This is a genomic window from Dactylosporangium sp. NPDC051087 (assembly GCF_055586325.1).
Genome location: NZ_JBVJIJ010000021.1, coordinates 174,226 through 195,028 on the forward strand (window position 1 = coordinate 174,226; position 20,803 = coordinate 195,028).

Genomic DNA, 20,803 nt, shown 5'->3' on the forward strand with positions numbered 1-20,803 from the left:
TTCACTCCTCCGGGGGCAGCGAGCGCAGGGCCGCGGCCAGCTCTGCGCGTCCCGTCACACCGAGCTTCGCGTAGACCCGCATCAGGTGGTTGTCGACGGTACGGGAGGACAGGTACAGCTGGTCCGCGATCTCCTTCGAGGGGACACCGGCGGCGGCGAGCCGGGCGATCTGCCGCTCCCGCCCGGTGAGCATCGGCTGCGGCACGACCAGCGCCGGGGTGGCCGCGGTCGGGCACAGGACGCGCAGCTCGGCGAGCCGCTGGGCGGCCCGCGGCGTCTGCGGCGAGCGGATCCCGCGCAGCAGGGTGACCGCACCTGCGGCGGCCTCCGCGGCGTACAGGTTGAGCTCCTGGTCGGCGAGCTCCTCGGCGACGGCGAGCAGGCTGCCGCCGTCCTCGTTGGCGATCGCGCGGACGTGCCAGGCCATCGCCGGGGCGGTCCGGCCCTCGACGGTGTTCGACAGCGCGTCGAGCCGGTCGCAGACCTCGCCCGCGAAGCCCAGCCGGCCCAGGTGGTACAGCGCGAACATCTCGTGCGCGGCGAAACCGTCGCTGCGGGTGCGCGCCGCGAGCAGCCGCAGCACCTCCGCCGCGGTCGGCAGGTCACCGGAGGCGACCGCCACCCACGCCCGGGCCTCCTCCAGCCACGGGTACAGCACCTCCATGGAGCGGTAGTGCGAGTTCTCGGCGATGGCGAACGCCTCGGTCGCGCCGGCCGCGTCCCCGGTGAGGGCCGCGATGTGGGCCCGCTCGGCGTGGGCGAGCGCGACGAACACCTTGCCGGTGGCCAGCGCCGCGCAGGCCTGCGACGCGGCGCGGGCCGCCTCGGTCAGCCGGCCGCGGAGGCGGGCCGCCTGCGCGCGGACGATCTGCAGGTAGCCGGAGCCCATGTTGAAGTTGCCGGCGTCGGCCATGCCGGCGAACTCGGCGGCGACGATCGCGTCGACGGCGTCGAGGTCGGCGGCGAGGATCATCGCGGTGCCGCGGGCGAGCTCGATGCCGAGCTGGAAGTAGGGCAGCTCGACCCGCCACTGCGCCGACTCGGCGTCGACCGCGGTCAGCGCCTTCACGGTCTGCACGGGGGTGCCGCGCATCGCCTGCAGCTGTGCCATGTTGCTGCGGGCGAGCGCCCGCGGCCCGGGGGCGCTGGCGGCGCTGTCGAGGACCTGGCGGGCGAGGGTGAGCGCCTGGGCGTAGTTGCCGCGGTGCAGCCGCATCGTCGACTCCACGGCCAGCACCAGGGAACGCTCCCGCAGGTCGTTGAGCTTGTACGCCTGGCGGTCGATGTCGTCGACGGTGTCCGGGTCGCCGAGGCCCCACTGGGCGGTGATGTGCCGGATCGCCAGCCACCGGCTGCGCTGGGACTCCTCGACGGTCTGGCCCTCGTTGGCGTCGAGGATCGCCACGGCGTCCTCGGGCATGTTGACGAACATGAGGATGGTGGCGAGGGTCTCCGCGGCGTCGAACCCGCCGCCGGCGGCGAGCGCGGCCTTGCCCAGCCGCATCGCCAGGGCCATGTCATAGGTGGCGAACGCGAGCCGGCACGCCATCAGCAGCTGCTGCGGGTCGCGGGCGGTGTCGCTGTCCAGCCGCCACACGGCGACGCGGAGCAGGTCGTCGCGGCGCCGGGCACCGCTGCTCTCCACGAGCGTGGCCAGGTCGGCGAGCAGCCGGCGGACCCGGGTGACCGGGCAGCGGCGGCGCACGACCTCGCCGTACAGGGGATGCGCCAGGCGGACCGTGGTGCGGCGGTCCTCCACGACGACGCGGATCAGCTGCCGCTCCTCGGCGGTCTCCACCGTGTTGAGGTCGGTGGCGCTGACCAGCAGCGGCAGGCCGATCGGCTCGCCGAACGCGACCAGCTCCAGCACCGCCCGCTCCTGCGGGGTGAGCTTGCCGATGCGGGCGTCGACGACCTCGGTCAGCGTCGGGGCGAGGTCGACCTTGCCCGTCCAGCGCTGCATGCCGTAGCTCTCGATGATCTCGCCACTGGCGTGCGCGGCGATGACCAGCTCGCGCAGCAGCAGCGCGTTGCCCTGGGAGAGCTGCTGGAGCCGGTCGACGGAGGCCGAGTCGACGGGGCCGCCGAGCACCTGCTGGAGCAGGTCGGAGGTCTCCTGCGGGGTCAGCGGGGTCAGCTCGATCCGCTCGACCAGGTCGTCCTTCCACAGCGCGCTGATCGGGTCGTGGACCGGCTCGCCGGTGCGCACCGTGCCGATCACCGTCGCGTTCTCGGACCGGGCGACGTAATACACGAGCGCGGCCGACAGCGGGTCGAGCAGGTGAGCGTCGTCGATGGCCACGACGATCGGCCGGCCGGCCGCCTGCCGGTGCAACGCGTCGACGGCCCACCGCAGCAGGCCCGCCGGCGAGCCGCCCGAGGGCTGGTCCGGCGGCAGCACCTGGGCCAGTCCGCCGAGCGGCAGACCCGCCGTGGCGGCGTTCGCCGTCGCCGTCCAGACCGCGAGCCTGTCCTGGTCAAGGGCATTGACGCCCTCTCTCAGCAATCGGCTCTTGCCGATGCCTGGCGGGCCGCCCAGAATGAGACCGCGACCGGTTGAGCCGGTGGCTGCCTCGGCGAGACGGACCAGTTCAGCGTTTCGACCGACAAAGCTCCAGGGGGGCACCGTCGCAGCATATCGATAGGTCGATTACTGCGCGTACCCGAGGAAGCACGAACTTGAGTAGTGCCTCCGGAGTCAGTTGAGTAGCACGAGTACTGCCTCCGTAAGTGCCTGTTCACGTAGCGTTCCGATGCTTACCCGGCCGTGCACAAGGAGGTCGCACATGGGGTCTGGGATCATGCAGGCGCCGCTGATCGATCTGACAGTCACGACGCCCGGGGGTCCAGTGTCCGCCATGCCGGTCCGCGGCAGCAGGAGTCGTCGGCAGCCCGAGCCCTGCTCCGCATCAGGGGCCCGCAGCTACGCGGTGATCGCCGGCTCGCCCCGCAGCGGCAAGACGGCGCTGCTCAACGCGCTGATCCGGCGCGTCGAGCCGACCCCGGCCGGCGACGCCTGGCTCGTCTTCCGCCACGGTGAGAAGCCCGAGACCCACGCGTACGTCCCCGGCCACCGGGAGCCCCGCACCGTCGTCGGCGCCTTCGTCCCCACCCAGCGCGACCCGCGTCCCGGCCCGAGCCGGCCGGCCCGCCGCATCGAGATCACTCACCCCGCGAGCCTGCTCAAACGCGTCGCCTTGGTCGACACGCCCGGCAGCGGGGGCCTGGACGCCGCCAACGCGGAGATCATTCTCGACGCCACCGAGCGGGGCCTCGGGCTGCTGTTCGTCGTCGACGCCGCGGCCCCGCTGTCGCGCGCCGACCTGGACCTGCTGGCCGCCGCCGCGGGCCGGGTCGACCGGATCGCGTTCGTGCTGACCCGCATCGACCAGCACGACGCCTGGCCCGAGATGCTGGTCGCCAACCGGGCGCTGCTCGCCTCCCGGGGCCAGCGGCTCGCCGCCGCCCCCTGGTTCCCGGTGTCGCTGGACCCCGAGGCCGTCTTCGGCGTCGCCGAGCTGCGCCACGAGCTGGAGACCTGGGCCGAGGCCCGGCCCGCGCCGGTCGGGGTCGCCGCCGCGACCGTCTCCGGCGCCGGCGACGAGTGGCAGGAGATCCTGGAGCGCGAGATCGCCGTCCGGCGGGTCGCCGCCGTGCAGCGGGTCTCCATCGACCTGGCGACCATCCACGTGCGGTGCGTGCAGGAGCTCGGCTCCGGCAAGGGCTGCCCGGAGCTGCCGCACGTGCTCGACCGCGAGCTGCACGCGCTGTCCGTGCGCACCACCCGCCAGCTGCGCGCCGACACGCGCGAGGTGATCGGCGCCGTCTTCGCCGAGCTGCTGGACACCGCGCCCGACGAGGTCGTCCTGGCCAGGGTCGCCGCCGCGGCCCGCCGGGCGGTCGACTCGCTGCGCGACGACGGCCGCGACCGGGATCACGCGCTGCTGCTGACCGCCACCTCGGCGGTGGCCACGATGGCCGGCGCGACGGCCGTGGACAACCTCTCCGCCGTCGGTGGCGCCGAGCCCGCCGACCAGGTGCTCCCGTCGCTGGGCATCGCCCTCAACGCCAGCTGCTACGCGCTGTGGCAGCCGAAGGTCGCCCCGGGCGGCCCGCCCAAGCACGCCGACAAGAAGGACTGCCGCAGGTGGTTGCAGCACGCGCTGCGCGAGATCGAGGTCGAAATGGGCCACGAGCTGGGCGAGCGTTATTCCGGACTGCGCCAGGCGCTGACAATCATTGGTGGGGACGCGGTCGACCATGGCGTGCTGCTCGCTTGATGGCACCATGTTGGTATGGCGGCGCCGCAGGTCGTACCGATCGAAGAGACCCGTCTCGAGGCTGATGAGGTGCCCGAGACCGACCGTCCGTGGGTGACCGTGGTCTGGAACGATCCGGTCAATCTCATGAGTTACGTGACCTGGGTCCTGCAGAAACTGTTCGGATTCAGCAGGGAGAAGGCTGAGCGCCTGATGCTCGACGTGCACCAAAAGGGCAAGGCGATCGTGTCGAGCGGTCCCCGGGAGAAGATGGAATACGACGCCTCCCGGCTGCAGGCCTACGGGCTGTGGGCGACGGTGGACAAGTCGTGACCGGTCCGGAGCGCAGCGGAGGTGACGTCGTGACCGGTCCGGAGCGCAGCGGAGGAGCCGGGCACGACAGGGGGCACAGTGTGACGTCACGTCGGCGCCGGAGCGCAGCGGAGGTGACGTCGTGACGATGTTCGTGCGTAACGGCACGGTGTGCATCGCCCGGTTCGGTCCTGCCGAGGCGGCCGTGCTCAACGAGGTCATGCTCGAGGTCATCACGCTGCTGTCGGAGGGGTTCGACCGCACCGATCCGGTGATCGCGCGGCTCTTCCCCGACATGTACCGCGACGACGCCGGCGCCTCTGAGGAGCTGCGCCGCTACCTGGAGGACGACCTCCGCTCGGCGAAGCTGGAGCAGGCGGCGCTGCTGCTGGACGTGCTGCCCGTGGAGGGCGGCGAGGTGGCCCTCGACGAGGAGCAGGCCGAGGCGTGGCTGCGCGCCCTGACCGACGTCCGCCTGACCCTGGGCTCCCGCCTCGGCATCGACAACGACGACGTCGACATCGAGGAGGAGCTCGACGAGGCCATCCTGAAGGACCCCACGTCGGCCAGGGTCGGGCAGCTGTCGGTGTACCAGTACCTGACCTATCTCCAGGAAAGTCTGGTGGGCGCCCTAATGGGGTGAGGTCGGTCACGAGCGAGCGGCGCTCGGGTTTCGGTAGGCTGTCGGACGTGCTGACCATCGACGCCGCGATCCTCGACGCGATCGTTGCGCACGCCCGCCGGGACCACCCCGACGAGGCGTGCGGGATCGTCGCGGGTCCGCTCGGCTCGGACACCCCGGCCAGGCACGTGCCGATGGAGAATGCCGCCCGCTCGATGACGTTCTACGAGTTCGACTCGAAGGAGCAGCTGCGGCTGTGGCGCGAGATGGACGACGCGGACGAGGAGCCGGTGGTCGTCTACCACTCGCACACCGCCACCGAGGCCTATCCGTCGCGGACGGATGTGTCCTTCGCGGGTGAGCCGAATGCGCACTATCTGCTGGTTTCGACCCGCGACCCGGAGCAGACCGAGATCAGGTCGTTCCGCATCGTGGACGGAGCCGTCACCGAAGAGCCGGTTCAGGTAGTTAATGCAGTCGTGGACTCACACGCCGTCCAGTCATATCTCTTCGGGCAGAGCCCGACGACCGTCGACTACGAGTGTCGCGCAGGCAGCTGACCGCCTGCAGTTGCACCATGTCCAGTCGTCAACCCGCTCGTACACAAGAGGAAATGATCATGGCTATCGAGGTTCGCATCCCGACCATCCTGCGCAGCTACACCGGCGGTGCCAAGACCGTCGAGGGCGCCGGTGACACCATCGCCGACCTGCTCTCCGACCTGGACAGCCGGCACTCGGGCATCAAGGCCCGCCTGCTGACCCCTGAGGGCGGCCTGCACCGCTTCGTCAACGTCTACGTCAACGACGAGGACGTCCGCTTCCTGGGCGCCCTGGACGCCAAGCTCAACGACGGCGACTCGGTGACGATCCTGCCCGCCGTCGCGGGTGGCGCGTTGGCGTTCGCGGCCGCCCACGCTCTGCGGGGCTGATCTCCGTGGCGCGCTACGAGTCGATTCTCGAGGCGTGCGGAAACACGCCGCTCATCGGGTTGCCCAGGTTGTCCCCGAGTCCCGAGGTCCGCTTGTGGGCCAAGCTCGAGGACCGCAACCCGACGGGCAGCGTGAAGGACCGGGTCGCGTTGTGGATGGTGAAGGCGGCCGAGGAAGCGGGCCGCCTCCGTCCCGGCGACACGATCATCGAGCCGACCAGCGGCAACACCGGCATCGCCCTGGCGATGGTGGCGAAGCTGCGCGGTTACCGGCTGGTGTGCGTCATGCCCGAGAACGTGTCGTCCGAGCGCACGGCGCTGCTGCGGATGTACGGGGCGGAGATCATCTTCTCGGAGGCGGCCGGCGGTTCCAACCGTGCCGTGGTCGTCGCCAAGGAGATCGCCGCGGAGCACCCCGACTGGGTGATGCTCTACCAGTACGGCAACGAGGCCAACGCCCGGGCGCACTACGAGACGACCGGTCCGGAGATCCTCCGGGACATGCCGACCATCACGCATTTCGTGGCCGGTCTCGGCACCACGGGCACGCTCATGGGCATCGGCCGCTACCTTCGCGAGAAGGTCGAGGACATCGAGATCATCGCCGCCGAGCCGCGCTACGGCGAGCTGGTCTACGGGCTGCGCAACCTCGACGAGGGCTACGTCCCCGAGCTGTACGACGCGAAGGTCCTCACCCGGCGGTTCTCCGTCGGCACCCGTGACTCGGTGCTGCGCACCCGGCAGCTGGTCGAGGTCGAGGGCATGTTCGTGGGCTTCTCCGCCGGTGCGGTGCTGCACGCCGCGCTCGCCGTCGCGCACCAGGCGCTCAAGGCGGGCAAGCGGGCCGACGTGGTGTTCCTGGTCGCCGACGGCGGCTGGAAGTATCTGTCGACCGGCGCCTACGGCGGCACCCTCGCCGAGGCGGAGTCCGCGCTCGACGGCCAGCTCTGGGCCTGACGAGCTCCCCGGGAGGCGGCCCGGCCGCCTCCCGGAAAAGGCCGCCTCCAGGAAGCCGCGGTCAGAGCCCGGTCACGATCCAGCCGAGCAGCAGGCTCACCGACGCCGCGCCCAGCAGCGCGAACGGCAGCCGCCGCTTGTGCACGCTGGCGAACGCGGCGATCGTGCACACCAGCCCGATCAGCCCGATGACGGTGACGGTCGGCGCGTACCAGGCCCGGGACGCGCTGACCAGCCCGACGAACGCCCGCAGCGCCACCGCCATCCCGCCCAGCCCGAGCGCCGCCGCCCAGCCGCAAACGGCGGCAAGGTGCCGCGGCTCCGGGGCGGGGTCCCGCTCGGTCGGCAGCCGGAAGGCATCGGGGAGATGCCGTCGCAGCCGCCTGGTGGTCCTGGACACGTCGACGGGCACGTCCACTCCTGGGGTCGTTTGGTGGCTTACGAATCCCAACGAGCCGGCGCACCCCGCGTCACGCAACCCTGTCACGTTGGCGACATCTGCCGTCCGATCGTTCAGCCTTGCCCGCCGGTCCGGCGTAGGCTGCGCCTCGTGACGGACTTGCCCATCGGCAGCAACCGGCCGGGCAACCCCCGCCGGTGCAGTCCGTCAGCACCCGGTAGCTGTGGCGGTGCCGTCATCCGGCATCACAGGACCACGAACTATCCTCACGTGACCGGCGTGATCCACACTGGCGCGCCGGCCATGGTCAGCGCGACCAGAGCGATGGGAGACAGCGTCTTGGCGTTGTTGGTAGGGGAAGCATGAGGCTCACCGTTCTCGGCTGCGCCGGCAGCTTCCCGGGTCCCGAGGCGCCCTGCTCGGCGTATCTCGTGGAGGCAGACGGATTCCGTCTCCTCGTGGACTTCGGCCCCGGTTCGATGTCGACACTGCAGCGCTTCTCCGGCCTGTACAACGTCGACGCCATCCTGCTGACGCACCTGCACTGCGATCACATGCTCGACGCGTGCTCCTACATCGTGGCCCGGCGCTACGCACCGTCCGGCCCGCTGCCGCCGCTGCCGGTCTACGCCCCGGTCGCCGCCCCGGAACGCATCTCCGCGGCGTACGGCGGCGAGAACGAGCCCATGGCGATCAGCGACGTCTACACGTTCTACTCGCTGCAGCCCGGCAGCTTCCCGATCGGCCCGCTCCACGTCACCGTCGACCGGGTCAACCACCCGATAGAGACCTATGGCGTGCGCATCGAGCACGGCGGGCGGGTCATCACGTATTCCGCCGACACCGCCCCCTGCGACCAGCTGATCCGGCTCGCCCAGGGCGCCGACCTGTTCCTGTGCGAGGCCAGCTACCTCGACGGCGAGGACAACCCGCCGGACCTGCACCTCACCGGGCGCGAGGCGGCCGAGCACGCCACCAAGGCCGAGGTCGGCAGGCTCCTGCTGACCCACCTGGTGCCGGCGTGGGGGAGCGAGGCGCTCACCCTGGAGGCGGCGAAGGCCGCCTTCGACGGGCCGATCGACATCGTCAGGCCGGGCGCGAGGTACGACATTTAGGCCGTGTATTTAGGCAGGGTTCGCCGATTCGTCAGTCGATGGTGGCCGCACGCACGGTCTCCGCCCCCATGGTGACGGCATGCGGATCGCGATCGTCACCGAATCGTTCCCGCCCGATGTGAACGGCGTCGCCCACTCCGTCGTACGGGTCGCCGAGCACCTCGTCGCGCGTGGCCACGAGCCCCTCGTGATCGCACCTCAGCCCTCTTCCGGGGCGCGGTCGGTCACCGGCGCTTTCCCGTACGAGATCATCCGGGTCCCCTCGGTCGCCACCCCCGGCTACGGGACCTTCCGCCTCGGGCTGCCCAGCCGCCGCCTCGCCGCCGCGTTACGCGCCCACCGCACCGACCTGGTCCACCTCGCCAGCCCCTTCGTGCTCGGCGCGCGCGGCATGACCGTCGCCGCGTCGCTCGGGCTGCCGACCGTCGCGGTGTACCAGACGGACGTGCCCGCCTACGCCCGCCTGTACTACCACTCCGGCCTCGGCGAACAGGCCGCGTGGCGGTGGCTGCGGCGCATCCACAACGCCGCCGACCGGACCCTCGCACCGTCGACGGCGGCCGCCACCGCCCTGCACAGCCACGGCATCGAACGGGTCTGGCTGTGGCGCCGCGGCGTCGACGCCGCCCGCTTCGACCCGAGCCGCCGCAGCGCCGCCCTCCGCCGGGCGCTGCTCGGCGCCGACCGCTCCGTGCTGGTCGGCTACGTCGGCCGGCTCGCCGTGGAGAAGCGGGTCGACCTCCTGGCCCCGCTGAGCCGCATCCCCGGCGTCCGCGTCGTGGTCGTCGGCGACGGCCCCGCCCGAGCGTCCCTGGAACGCGCCATGCCCGGCGCGGTCTTCCTGGGCGAGCGCCGGGGCGACCAGCTCGCCCGCCTCTACGCCAGCCTCGACATCTTCACGCACACCGGACCGTTCGAGACGTTCGGGCAGACCGTCCAGGAGGCGTTGGCGTCAGGTGTACCGGTGGTCGCGCCGGCCCAGGGCGGCCCCCTCGACCTGGTCGACGACAAGCGCACGGGGCTGCTCGTGCCGCCCTGCGACGCCGCCGCGCTCACCGACGCCGTCGCCGGCCTCGCCGCCGACGCCGAGCGGCGCCAGTCGATGGGCCTCGCCGCCCGGGTCGCCGTCGCCTCCCGCAGCTGGTCCGCCGTCGGCGACGAGCTGATCAAGCACTACGCCGAGGTGCTGCCCCTGTCCGGAGCGACGGCCGTGCCGGCGGTGAGCGCGTGAGGATCGTCCGCCTGGCGAACTTCGTCATGCCCCGGTCCGGCGGTCTGCGGACCGCCCTGCGCGCCCTCGGCGAGGGCTATGTCGCCGCCGGGCACGAGTCGATCCTGATCGTGCCCGGCGAGGAGCACTCCGACGTGTCCGACGCCCAGGGCCGGGTGATCACGCTGCCCGGCCCCGTCGTGCCCGGCACCGGCGGCTACCGGGTCCTCATCCACCGGCGCCGGCTCGCCCAGCTCCTCGACCGGCTCCAGCCGGACCGGCTCGAGGTCTCCGACCGCTTCACGCTGCGCTGGACCGGCCGGTGGGCACGCGACCGGGGCATCCCCGCCGTCATGGTGTCCCACGAGAGCCTCGCCGGGCTGCTCAGCTTCGCCGGCCCGGTCGGCGCCGCCTGCGCGGACCTGCTCAACGCCCGCAGCCACCGCGCCTACGACCAGATCCTGTGCACCACCGCCTGGGCCGCGGCCGAGTTCGACCGGATCGGCGCGGGCAACCTCGTCCGCGTCCCCCTCGGCGTCGACCTCGGCCTCTTCCACCCCTCACGGGCGTCGGCGGCGCTGCGCTCCCGTTTCGCCGGTCCCGGTCAGGTGCTGCTCGTACACTGCGGGCGGCTGTCGACCGAGAAGCGCCCCGAACGATCCGTCGAGGCCCTCATCGCCCTGCGCGCCCAAGGCGTCGACGCGGTGCTGGTCGTCGCCGGCGACGGCCCGCTGCGCCCCCGCCTGCAGGAACTGGCGCAGGGGCACGCGGTGCACTTCATGGAGTTCGTCGCCGACCGCACCGCCGTCGCGGCGCTGCTCGCCACCGCTGACGTGGTCCTGGCGCCCGGCCCGATCGAGACGTTCGGGCTGGCCGCCCTGGAGGCCCTCGCCTGCGGGACCCCGGTCGTGGTGTCCTCGGCGTCCGCCCTGCCCGAGGTCGTCGGCGCCGCCGGAGCAGCCGTTCTCACCGATTTCGCGGCAGGTGTACTGGACGTGCTCGCCCGTCCGGTCGCCGAGCGGCGGCAGGCCGCCCGGGAGCGGGCCGAAAGGTTCTCCTGGCCGGCCGCGGTCAGCGGTTTCCTGTCCGTGCACGACGCCCCCGTCTCTGCGAGTGTGCCGTGACGGTCTTCGTCGCGCTCGGCGACTCGACCACCGTCGGCTTCGGCGACCGGATGCCCGACGGGTCCTGGCGCGGCTGGGCACCGATCCTCGCCGCCGCGCTCGGCGCCCGCCTGCACAACATCGCCCGCAGCGGCGCGCAGACCACCGACGTCGTCACCGAGCAGCTGCCACACGCCCTCGACCTGCGCCCCGACGTCGCCGCCGTGCTCATCGGCACCAACGACACCCTGCGCAGCCCGTTCGACCCCGTCCGGGTGTCGGTCAACCTGGAACGCGTCGTCGCCGCCCTCCGCGCCACCGGCGCCGAGGTCCTCACCATCCGGCTGCCCGACCCAGGGCGCATGTTCGGGCTGCCCGGCCCGCTCGCCCGTCCCCTCGCCCGCCGGATGCGCGACCTCAACGCCGCGGCCGACCTCGTCGCCGCCCGGCACGACACCGTGCACTTCGACGCCGCGTCGGATCCCGGCTCGTACGACCGCCGCATGTGGAGCGTCGACCGGCTCCACCCGAGCGAACGCGGCCACCGCTTCCTCGCCTGCTCGTTCTTCGACCTGCTCACCGCCCGCCTCGGCGCCGGCATCGGCACCCGCCCGGACCCGTCGCCGAGCAGCCCGCCTCCGACGCGCACCGCGCAGGCGTGGTGGATGGCGACCCAGGGCACCCGCTGGATGATCCGCCGCTCGACGGACCTGCTGCCGGGACTGCTCGGCCTCGCGTTCGCCGAGGTCTTCGGATCGGAGGCGCCGGACCTGCCCCCGGGGCTGTCGCTGCCCGACAGGGTGGCTTGACTAGGCTGGACCGCATGGCTCGACCGGATGCTCGCGCAGCAGATCAACTTCGACCCGTCTCGATCACCCGCCAGTGGAGCATGCACCCGGAGGGGTCCGTGCTCGTCGAGTTCGGCAACACCCGGGTGCTCTGCACGGCCAGCGTCACCGAAGGGGTGCCGCGCTGGCGCAAGGGCTCCGGCCTCGGCTGGCTCACGGCCGAATACGCGATGCTGCCCCGCGCCACCACCACCCGCAACGACCGGGAGAGCGTCAAGGGCAAGATCGGCGGCCGCACCCACGAGATCTCCCGCCTCATCGGCCGCAGCCTCCGCGCCTGCATCGACCTCAAGGCCCTCGGCGAGAACTCGATCGTCCTGGACTGCGACGTCCTGCAGGCCGACGGCGGCACCCGCACCGCCGCCATCACCGGCGCGTATGTCGCCCTGCACGACGCGGTCGCCTACCTGGCCGGCAACAAGAAGCTCGCCGGCAAGCCCGCCCAGGTCCTGCACCGCTCCGTCGCCGCCGTCAGCGTCGGCATCATCGCCGGCGAGCCGCGCCTGGACCTGTGCTACGAGGAGGACGTCATCGCCGACGTCGACATGAACGTCGTCTGCACCGGCACCGGCGACTTCGTCGAGGTCCAGGGCACCGGCGAGCAGGCCGTGTTCTCCCGCGCCGAGCTCGACCTCCTCGTCGACCTGGGCGCCCTCGGCTGCGCCGAGCTCACCGCCCTCCAGCAGAAGGCGATCGCCGGATGAAGCTGCTGCTCGCGACCCGCAACGCGAAGAAGCTCATCGAGCTGCGCCGGGTCCTCGCCGAGTCGGCCCCGCACGTCGAGCTGGTCGGCCTGGACGACGTGCCGGCGTATCCCGAGTCGCCGGAGACCGGCCTCACCTTCGAGGACAACGCCCTGCTCAAGGCCCGCGAGGCGGCCACCGTCACCGGCCTGCCCAGCGTCGGCGACGACTCCGGCCTGGCCGTCGACGCCCTCAACGGCATGCCCGGTGTCTTCAGCGCCCGCTGGTCAGGCCTGCCCAGCGGCACCCCCGACCGCGACGGCGCCAACCTCCGCCTGGTCCTCGCCCAGGTCGGCGACGTCCCCGACGAACACCTGGGCGCCGCCTTCGTCTGCGCCGCCGCCCTCGTCTGGCCCGACGGCCGCGAGCAGGTCTTCCTCGGCGAGATGCGCGGCCGCCTGATCAGGACCCCACGGGGCGACGGCGGTTTCGGCTACGACCCCGTCTTCGTCGCCGACGGCCACGACCTGACCACCGCCGAACTCTCCCCGGCCGAGAAGGACGCCATCAGCCACCGCGGCAAGGCCTTCCGCGCCCTGGCCGCCACCCTCTGACCCCTACCTACCCCGGCCCCCGGCGCTCCTTGACCGCCGGGGGCCGACCCTCGACGCTCGACGCCCTCGACCACTGAGCTCGACCGCTTGGGCTCGACTGCTTGGGGCTCGACTGCTTGGGGCTCGACTGCTTGGGGCTCGACTGCTTGGGGCTCGACGGCTGGTCCTCGACGGCGTCGTCGGCCCTGCCAGTCGGCGGCTGGCTTTCCGCGGTGGCCAGCTTTCCGCGGCGGCTGGCTTTGCGCGGCGGCTGGCTTTGCGCGGCGGCCAGCATTTCCGCGGTGGGCAGCTTCCATAGCGGGTGGCTTGCCTTCACGAGGTGGGTCGCTTGCCTTCGCGGCCAAGCGGCGGCTCTCCGCGGCCGGCGACGTGCGTCCGCAGCCGGCGGCGGTCCTCCGCGGCTGGTGACCGTGCCTCCGCGCTGAGCGGCAACCCTCGGCTTGACCTGGCCAGACCTCGGTCGATCGACAGGGGACGGCCGACCTCGGCCAGCCCCTGTCGATCAGGCAGAACCCGCCACCGCGTGACTCAGGCCAGGGTGCCGACCTCCCGTTCGATGGCGGTCAGCAGGTCGCGGCTCGAGATCGTGGAGCGGACGGACTCGAGGACGGGGGCGAGGAACACGTCCGGTCCAGGCTGGCCCGCGTGCTGCTCGACCGCCGCCATCGCGATCCGCCCCGCCACCGACGGCGTGAGGGGAGCGCGGAGCTGCAGCCCTCGTACCGCGGACAGCAGCTCCACCGCGAGAATGCTGCACAGGTTGTCCAGCACGGTGCGCAGCTTGCGGGTCGCGGCCCAGCCCATCGAGACGTGGTCCTCCTGCATGCCCGACGTCGGCAGCGAGTCGACGCTGGCCGGCGACGCGAGCCGCCGGTTCTCCGCGACGATGCCGGCCGCCGTGTACTGCGCGATCATCAGACCCGAGTTCACCCCCGCGTCGGGGGTCAGGAACGGCGGCAGGTCCCGGGACCGGCACACGTCGAGCATCCGGTCGACGCGCCGCTCGGCGATCGCGCCCACCTCCGCCGCCGCGATCGCGAGGTAGTCCGCGGCGAACCCGAGCGGCGCGCCGTGGAAGTTGCCGGTCGACTCGACCCGGCCGTCGGTGAGCACGACCGGGTTGTCGACGATCGACAGCAGCTCCCGGGCGGCGACGGTCGTCGCGAAGTCGAGCGTGTCCCGGGCGGCGCCGGCGACCTGCGGGGCGCACCGCATCGAGTACGCGTCCTGCACCGCGTGCTCGAGGTCGTCACGGTGCGAGTCCATGATCGGGGAGTCCTGCAGCAGGCGGTGCAGGTTGCCGGCGGAGGCGGCCTGGCCGGGGTGCGGGCGGATCGTGTGCAGCTCGGGCATGAACGGCCGGTCGGATCCGAGCATCGCCTCGATCGACAGCGCGGCGGTGACGTCGGCCATCGTGAACAGGTGCGCCGCGTCGGAGATCGCCAGCAGCAGCATGCCGAGCATGCCGTCGGTACCGTTGATCAGCGCCAGCCCCTCCTTCGACGACAGGGCGATCGGGCTGACCCCCGCGTCGACGGCGCTGATCCGGGTGCCGTCCTTGGCGAGGACCCAGCCCTCGCCGATGAGGACCAGCGCGCAGTGGGCCAGGGGCGCGAGGTCCCCGGACGCGCCGAGTGAGCCGTGCTGCGGCACCCACGGCGTGATGTCCGAGTTCAGCAGGTCGACCAGGCCGGCGGCGATCTCCGGCCGTACCCCCGAACGACCCATGGCGAGGGAGCGGATCCGCAGCAGCATCATCGCCCTGACCACTTCCCGGGGCATGGGCGCGCCGATGCCGGCCGCGTGCGAGCGGATCAGCGCGTGCTGCAGCTCGGCGCGGCGTTCCGGGGCGATGAACGTGTTGGCCAGCGCGCCGAACCCGGTGGACACGCCGTACACCGGCCGGCCGTCACGCTCGATGGCGTCGACGATCGACCGGCTGGCGCGCATCGCGTCGAGCGCGTCCTGCGCGAGGGTCACCCGCGCGTTGCCCCGCGCGACCGCGATGAGGTCGGCGGGGGTGATGCCTGAGGCGGTGACGGTGATCAACACAGCTCCCCATTGAGCATGACGGTGGATACGAGGGGCACACCCGGCCGGTACGCCAGATGCAGATACGAAGGCGCGTCGAGGATCATGAGGTCGCCGCGCGCGCCGACCCGCAACTGCCCGACGTCGTCCCGGCGCAGCGCCGCGGCGCCGCCGGCGGTGGCCGCGAGCACCGCCTCCGCCGGCGTCATCGCCATCTCCCGGACCGCGAGCGCCACGCAGAACGGCATCGACGTCGTGTACGACGACCCGGGGTTGCAGTCCGTGGCGAGCGCGACCGTCGCCCCGGCGTCGAGCAGCGCCCTCGCCGGCGGGTACGGCGACCGCGTCGAGAACTCCGCCCCCGGCAGCAGCGTCGCCACCGTCGAGGACCCGGCCAGCGCCGCGATGTCCGCCGGCGTCAGGTGCGTGCAGTGGTCCGCGGACGCCGCCCCGAGCTCGACGGCCAGCTGTACCCCCGGCCCGGCCGTCAGCTGGTTGGCGTGGATCCGGGTGCCGAGCCCCTCCGCCGCGCCGACGGTCAGGATGGCGCGCGAGTGGTCGGCGTCGAACGCGCCCCGCTCGCAGAACACGTCCACCCACCGCGCCCCGGCGGTCCTGGCCGCGGTCAGCATCGGCCCGCAGACGAGGCTCACGTAGTCGTCGGTCCGTCCCGCGTACTCGGCCGGCACGACGTGCGCGCCGAGAAACGTCGTCTCGGCGGTGAACTCCCGCGCGACCCGCAACGACCGGGCCTCGTCCGCGACGGTCAGCCCGTACCCCGACTTGATCTCCATCGTGGTGGTGCCCTGCCGCAGCGCCTCACCCCGCAACCTGGCCACATTGGTCCGCAGCTGCTCGTCGCCGGCCGCTCTGGTCGCCCCGACGGTCGTGCGGATGCCGCCGCCCGTGTACGCCTCGCCCGCCATCCTCGCCGCGAACTCCGCCGCCCGGTCCCCGGCGAACACCAGGTGCGAGTGACTGTCGACGAACCCGGGCAGCACCGCACCCCCACCGGCGTCGACCCGGGCGTCGGCGGCCGGCGCGTCCACGGCCCGCCCGATCCACGCGACCTTCCGGTCATCGACGACGATCGCCGCCTGCCGCCGGATGCCGAGCGGCCCTTCACCCCGCCCCGGCACACAGGTGACGAGCTCCCCGATGTTGGTGACCAGGATCGCCCTCATCGCACCCCGCCCCTGATGTACGCCCCAGCAATGACGACGCCGCCACTCGGCGAGCGGGCAACGAGCGCATCGCTGCCGTCGACGACGACCGCCGTCTGTCGCCGGATGCCGAGCGCGTCACCCGCGCCGTCCGCCGGCACCTGGGTGGCGATGGTGGTGCCGGCGCCGATGGTGGCGGCGCCGATGGTGAGGGCGTCGAAGGTGGTGGCGCGGATGGTGGTGGCCTGGATCGGTGTCATCGCTGTCGCCTGCCGGGGAGTGCTGACCGGTCGATGGTGTGCAGGGCGGCGGTCAGCGCGGCGCCGACGTCGGGGACGGTGAGGTGGACGCCGTCGCGGACGATGACGCGGCCGTCGGCGACGACGTGGCGGACGTCGGCGGCGGTCGCGGCGAACATCACCGCCGCCGGGTCGCAGCCGGCGGTGCGGGGTGAGGTCAGGGAGATCGTGACGAGGTCGGCGCGGGCGCCCGGCGTGATGCCGCCGGTGTCGGTCCAGCCGAGGGACGCGTGGCCGGTGGCGGTCGCGGCGGTGACCAGGTCGGTGCCGGTGAAGTGGCCGCGGTGCTCGGTGTACAGCCGCTCGTGCATCTCGACGCCGCGGGCCTCCTCGAACGGGTCGATCACCGCGTGGCTGTCGCTGCCGAGCGACAACGGGCTGCCCGCGTCGACGAGGGCCCACGCGTGGCCGATGCCGTCGGCGAGGTCGCGCTCGGTGGTGGGGCAGAAGCACACGCCGGTGCCGCTGTCGCCGAGCTCGGTCCGGTCGGTGTCGGTGAGGTGGGTGGCGTGGACGGCGGTCACCCTCGGGCCCGCCAGCCCCCGGTCGGCGAGCAGCTCCGTCGGGGTGCGCCCGTGCACCGCGAGGCAGGCGTCGTTCTCGGCGCGCTGCTCCGACAGGTGCACATGGGTCGGCACGTCCTCGGTGAGCCGTGCGAACTCACCCAGCGCGGCCGCCGGCACGGCCCGCACGCTGTGCGCGGCGGCGCCGATCTTCGCGTGCGGTCGGGCCTTGAGCCGTCCGACGCGCTGCGCCCACCCGTCGACGCCCGTGTCGCCGAAGCGCAGCTGGACCCCTTCGAGCGGGCTCCCGTCGACGCCCGAGGTCAGGTACAGCGTGTCGAGCAGCGTGATCCTGATGCCCGCCTCGCCCGCCGCGGCGATCAACGCCTCGCCCATCGCGTTGGGGTCGTCATAGGCCGTCCCGCCCGGACCGTGGTGCAGGTAGTGGAACTCGCCTACGCAGGTGATGCCGGCCAGGGCCATCTCGGCGTACACGGCGCGGGCGAGAAGGAAGTAGGTGTCGGGGTCGAGGGCGGCGGCCACCGAATACATCTGCTCGCGCCACGTCCAGAACGTGCCCCGCCCGCCGTGGGTCCGCCCGCGCAACGCCCGGTGGAACGCGTGCGAATGCGCGTTGGCGAACCCTGGCAGCGTCACCCCCGGCAGCCGGACCGCGTCGAGCCCGTCGCCCGCGGTGCCGGGCGTGACCGCGGCGAACCTGCCGTCCACCACCTCGATCAGCACATCGGCCGCGACCCCGCCCGGCAACCACGCCCACGCGCAGTGAAACCGCAGCACCCCAGCACCCGCGCCGGAGCCCGCACCCGGCGACCCGCCCGGAGCCGTCAACGGACCCGAAGCCGACGCCGAAGCCGAAGGACGGGTCATTGGCACAGCCGGGCGAGCAGGTCGGTGAGCTTCTCGACGCCGACCGCGCAGTCCGCGTCCGACGCCGACTCCTGCGGCGCGTGCGAGATCCCGGTCGGGTTGCGCACGAACAGCATGGCGGTGTCGACGTGCTTGGACAGGACGCCCGCGTCGTGGCCGGCGCCGGTCGGCAGGACGGGAGCGCCGAGCTCCAGCGCCGCGAGCCGGCTCACGTCGCCGGTGAACGCGACCTCGCCCGTGACCGACTCCGGCGAGAGGGTGACGTGGGTGCCGTCGTGGCGGGCGCGCTCCTCGGCCCGGTGCTGGATCGCGGTGACGAGCCGGTCGAGGGTGTCGGTGTCGGCGGCCCTCGCGTCGAGCCAGGCCGAGGCGCGGGCGGCGATCGCGTTGGTCGCGTTGGGTGCGACGTCGACCCGGCCGACGGTCGCGTGGGCGCCGTGTGCGCGGGCGGTCTCGTCGGCGGCGAGGACGGTGTGGGCGAGGGTCAGCATCGGATCGTGCCGGTCGCTCATCCTGGTGGTGCCGGCGTGGTTGGCCTCGCCCGAGAAGTCGAGCCGGTAGCGCCCGTGCGGCCAGATGCCGCTCGCCACCCCGACGGGCTCGTCGAGCACGTCGAGGGCGCGGCCCTGCTCGACGTGCAGCTCGACGAAGGCGCCGATGCGGGCGAGCCGCGAGGGGTCGGGGCCGAGCGCGTCGACGTCGAGGCCGGCCTTGCCCATGGCCTCGGCCAGGTAGGTGCCGTCGCGGTCGCGCAGCCGCAGCGCCTGTGCCGGGTCGACCGCGCCGGTGAGCAGCCGCGAGCCCAGGCACGGCACGCCGAAGCGGGCGCCCTCCTCCTCGGTGAAGACCACCACCGCCAGCGGCCGGGACGGCGTCACTCCCCGCTCGCGGAGCCGGTCGATGGCGAGCAGCCCGGAGACGACGCCGAGCGGCCCGTCATAGCCGCCGCCGTGCGGCACCGAGTCGAGGTGGCTGCCGGTGACGACGGCACCCTCGCCGTCGGGGGAGCCCCACCATGCCCACAGGTTGCCGTTGCGGTCGACCTCCACCTCGAGGTCGCGGTCGAGGGCCTCCTCGACGAACCACTCCCGGCAGACCATGTCGGCGTCGGTCCATGAGTGCCGCAGATAGCCACCGTCGCCGCCGGCCTTGCCGATGGGGCTGAGCGACCCCCACAGTGCGGCGAACCTTTCCCCCGTCATCGTCATGCTGTCTCTCCCATCGGCACCCGGAGCCCGGTCCGCCCGGCGACCTCGGTGGCCTCGTCATAGCCGGCGTCGACGTGCCGCAGCACGCCCATCGCCGGGTCGTTGGTGAGCACCCTGGCCAGCTTCTGCGCCGCGAGCTCGGTGCCGTCGGCGACGGACACCTGCCCCGCGTGCAGCGACCGGCCGATGCCGACGCCACCGCCGTGGTGGATCGACACCCATGACGCGCCGGAGGCCGTGTTGACCAGCGCGTTGAGCAGCGGCCAGTCGGCGATCGCGTCGGAGCCGTCGCGCATCGCCTCGGTCTCCCGGTAGGGCGAGGCGACGGAGCCGGTGTCGAGGTGGTCGCGGCCGATCACCAGCGGCGCCTCGACGGTGCCGTCGGCGACCATCTCGTTGAACCTCAGGCCGGCCTTGTCCCGCTCGCCCTGCCCGAGCCAGCAGATCCTGGCGGGCAGCCCCTGGAACGCGACCCGCTCGCCGGCCATGCGGATCCAGCGGTGCAGCGAGTCGTTCTCGGGGAACAGGTCGAGCACGGCCCGGTCGGTGGCGGCGATGTCGGCCGGGTTGCCCGACAGGGCGGCCCAGCGGAACGGCCCCTTCCCCTCGCAGAACAGCGGCCGGATGTAGGCGGGCACGAACCCGGGGAACGCGAACGCCCGGTCGAACCCGCCCAGCTGCGCCTCGCCGCGGATCGAGTTGCCGTAGTCGAAGACCTCGGCGCCCCCGTCGAGGAACCCGACCATGGCCTCGACGTGCCGGGCCATCGAGTGCCGGGCCCGGTCGGTGAACTCCTCGGGCTTCTTCGCCGCGTAGTCGGCGGCGTCGCCGGGCTCGATCCCGATCGGCACATAGGACAGCGGGTCGTGCGCGGAGGTCTGGTCGGTGACGATGTCGACCGGCACGCCCAGGCGCAGCAGCTCGGGCAGCAGCACCGCGGCGTTGCCGGTGACGCCGACCGACAGCGCCCGGCGGGCGGCCTTCGCCTCGACCGCGAGCCGCACCGCCTCTTCGAGCGAGTCGGCGACGACGTCGAGATAGCGGGTCGCGACCCGCCGGTCCAGGCGTGCCCGGTCGACGTCGACGATCAGGCAGACGCCACCATTCATGGTGACGGCGAGGGGCTGGGCGCCGCCCATGCCGCCGCAGCCGGCGGTGAGCGTCAGCGTGCCGGCGAGGGTGCCGCCGAAGCGCTTCTCCGCCACCGCGGCGAACGTCTCATAGGTGCCCTGCAGGATGCCCTGGGTGCCGATGTAGATCCACGAGCCGGCGGTCATCTGCCCATACATGGTCAGGCCGAGCGCCTCGAGCCGCCGGAACTCCGGCCAGGTCGCCCAGTCACCGACGAGGTTGGAGTTGGCGATCAGCACCCGCGGCGCCCACTCGTGGGTCTGCAGCACGCCGACGGGGCGGCCGGACTGCACCAGCATCGTCTCGTCGGGCGCGAGGGTGGTGAGGGTGCGCACCAGCGCCCGGAACGACGGCCAGTCGCGCGCGGCCTTGCCCGTGCCGCCATAGACGACCAGGTCCTGCGGCCGCTCGGCGACGTCGGGGTCGAGGTTGTTCATCAGCATGCGCAGCGCGGCTTCCTGCTGCCAGCCGCGGGCCGTCAGCTTGGTGCCGCGAGGGGCACGGACCGTCTCCATGGAACTCCTCGG

20 protein-coding genes are annotated in these 20,803 nt (G+C 72.9%); 12 read left to right on the plus strand and 8 right to left on the minus strand.

Translation table 11 applies throughout. The features are described from left to right. Position 1: 1 nt before the first annotated feature. On the minus strand, positions 2–2,626 hold the full coding sequence (locus ACZ6TV_RS35765; RefSeq protein WP_465302365.1) for a LuxR C-terminal-related transcriptional regulator: 2,625 nt from the start codon (positions 2,624–2,626) through the stop codon (positions 2–4). Between the two features lie 160 nt (positions 2,627–2,786). Here ACZ6TV_RS35765 and ACZ6TV_RS35770 point away from each other — a divergent pair, with 160 nt between their 5' ends. From ACZ6TV_RS35770 to ACZ6TV_RS35795, 6 genes are all read left to right on the plus strand, one after another. Then, the gene (locus tag ACZ6TV_RS35770; RefSeq protein WP_465302367.1) at positions 2,787–4,280 is read left to right on the plus strand and encodes a dynamin family protein; all 1,494 of its coding nucleotides are present in this window, start codon (positions 2,787–2,789) and stop codon (positions 4,278–4,280) included. 15 nt (positions 4,281–4,295) lie between these two features. Next, on the plus strand, positions 4,296–4,592 hold the full coding sequence (clpS, locus tag ACZ6TV_RS35775; protein ID WP_344501532.1) for an ATP-dependent Clp protease adapter ClpS: 297 nt from the start codon (positions 4,296–4,298) through the stop codon (positions 4,590–4,592). 127 nt (positions 4,593–4,719) lie between these two features. After that, entirely contained in the window at positions 4,720–5,214 is a 495-nt protein-coding gene (locus ACZ6TV_RS35780; RefSeq protein WP_465302528.1) for a DUF2017 domain-containing protein, read from the plus strand. A gap of 47 nt (positions 5,215–5,261) precedes the next feature. Beyond that, a complete protein-coding gene (locus tag ACZ6TV_RS35785; protein WP_354776007.1) occupies positions 5,262–5,753 on the plus strand; it encodes a M67 family metallopeptidase in 492 nt (163 codons plus the stop codon). 59 nt (positions 5,754–5,812) lie between these two features. Beyond that, positions 5,813–6,124 (plus strand): MoaD family protein, encoded by a 312-nt coding sequence (locus tag ACZ6TV_RS35790; protein WP_465302370.1) that lies wholly within the window; start codon positions 5,813–5,815, stop codon positions 6,122–6,124. A 5-nt stretch (positions 6,125–6,129) separates the two neighbouring features. After that, on the plus strand, positions 6,130–7,080 hold the full coding sequence (locus ACZ6TV_RS35795) for a PLP-dependent cysteine synthase family protein (RefSeq protein WP_465302372.1): 951 nt from the start codon (positions 6,130–6,132) through the stop codon (positions 7,078–7,080). 61 nt (positions 7,081–7,141) lie between these two features. Here ACZ6TV_RS35795 and ACZ6TV_RS35800 read toward each other — a convergent pair whose 3' ends face one another. Beyond that, positions 7,142–7,492 (minus strand): hypothetical protein, encoded by a 351-nt coding sequence (locus tag ACZ6TV_RS35800; protein ID WP_354776001.1) that lies wholly within the window; start codon positions 7,490–7,492, stop codon positions 7,142–7,144. Between the two features lie 350 nt (positions 7,493–7,842). Between ACZ6TV_RS35800 and ACZ6TV_RS35805 the strand changes: the two genes are divergently transcribed. From ACZ6TV_RS35805 to rdgB, 6 genes are all read left to right on the plus strand, one after another. Then, a complete protein-coding gene (locus ACZ6TV_RS35805; RefSeq protein WP_465302374.1) occupies positions 7,843–8,595 on the plus strand; it encodes an MBL fold metallo-hydrolase in 753 nt (250 codons plus the stop codon). Between the two features lie 79 nt (positions 8,596–8,674). Continuing rightward, a complete protein-coding gene (locus tag ACZ6TV_RS35810; RefSeq protein WP_465302376.1) occupies positions 8,675–9,826 on the plus strand; it encodes a glycosyltransferase family 4 protein in 1,152 nt (383 codons plus the stop codon). Then, positions 9,823–10,929 (plus strand): glycosyltransferase, encoded by a 1,107-nt coding sequence (locus ACZ6TV_RS35815; RefSeq protein WP_465302378.1) that lies wholly within the window; start codon positions 9,823–9,825, stop codon positions 10,927–10,929. Before ACZ6TV_RS35810 ends, ACZ6TV_RS35815 begins: the two co-directional genes overlap by 4 nt. After that, on the plus strand, positions 10,926–11,717 hold the full coding sequence (locus ACZ6TV_RS35820) for an SGNH/GDSL hydrolase family protein (RefSeq protein ID WP_465302380.1): 792 nt from the start codon (positions 10,926–10,928) through the stop codon (positions 11,715–11,717). The genes ACZ6TV_RS35815 and ACZ6TV_RS35820 overlap by 4 nt, the downstream gene beginning before the upstream one ends. A gap of 14 nt (positions 11,718–11,731) precedes the next feature. Next, the gene (gene rph / locus ACZ6TV_RS35825; RefSeq protein ID WP_465302382.1) at positions 11,732–12,460 is read left to right on the plus strand and encodes a ribonuclease PH; all 729 of its coding nucleotides are present in this window, start codon (positions 11,732–11,734) and stop codon (positions 12,458–12,460) included. Beyond that, positions 12,457–13,053 (plus strand): RdgB/HAM1 family non-canonical purine NTP pyrophosphatase, encoded by a 597-nt coding sequence (gene rdgB / locus ACZ6TV_RS35830; RefSeq protein ID WP_465302384.1) that lies wholly within the window; start codon positions 12,457–12,459, stop codon positions 13,051–13,053. Before rph ends, rdgB begins: the two co-directional genes overlap by 4 nt. A gap of 528 nt (positions 13,054–13,581) precedes the next feature. On the opposite strand, the gene hutH is transcribed toward rdgB, so the two are convergent. From hutH to hutU, 6 genes are all read right to left on the minus strand, one after another. Then, positions 13,582–15,102, minus strand: a complete 1,521-nt coding sequence (gene hutH, locus ACZ6TV_RS35835) for a histidine ammonia-lyase (RefSeq protein WP_465302386.1) — start codon at positions 15,100–15,102, stop codon at positions 13,582–13,584. Beyond that, positions 15,099–16,268: an imidazolonepropionase gene (gene hutI / locus ACZ6TV_RS35840; protein ID WP_465302388.1), complete on the minus strand. Its 1,170-nt coding sequence runs from the start codon at positions 16,266–16,268 to the stop codon at positions 15,099–15,101. The genes hutH and hutI overlap by 4 nt, the downstream gene beginning before the upstream one ends. Beyond that, positions 16,265–16,507, minus strand: a complete 243-nt coding sequence (locus tag ACZ6TV_RS35845; protein WP_465302390.1) for a hypothetical protein — start codon at positions 16,505–16,507, stop codon at positions 16,265–16,267. Before ACZ6TV_RS35845 ends, hutI begins: the two co-directional genes overlap by 4 nt. After that, positions 16,504–17,847, minus strand: a complete 1,344-nt coding sequence (locus ACZ6TV_RS35850; protein ID WP_465302392.1) for a formimidoylglutamate deiminase — start codon at positions 17,845–17,847, stop codon at positions 16,504–16,506. Before ACZ6TV_RS35850 ends, ACZ6TV_RS35845 begins: the two co-directional genes overlap by 4 nt. 86 nt (positions 17,848–17,933) lie before the next feature. Beyond that, a complete protein-coding gene (locus ACZ6TV_RS35855) occupies positions 17,934–19,139 on the minus strand; it encodes an allantoate amidohydrolase (RefSeq protein ID WP_465302530.1) in 1,206 nt (401 codons plus the stop codon). Between the two features lie 2 nt (positions 19,140–19,141). Continuing rightward, the gene (gene hutU, locus ACZ6TV_RS35860) at positions 19,142–20,791 is read right to left on the minus strand and encodes a urocanate hydratase (protein WP_465302394.1); all 1,650 of its coding nucleotides are present in this window, start codon (positions 20,789–20,791) and stop codon (positions 19,142–19,144) included. Between the last annotated feature and the right edge of the window lie 12 nt (positions 20,792–20,803).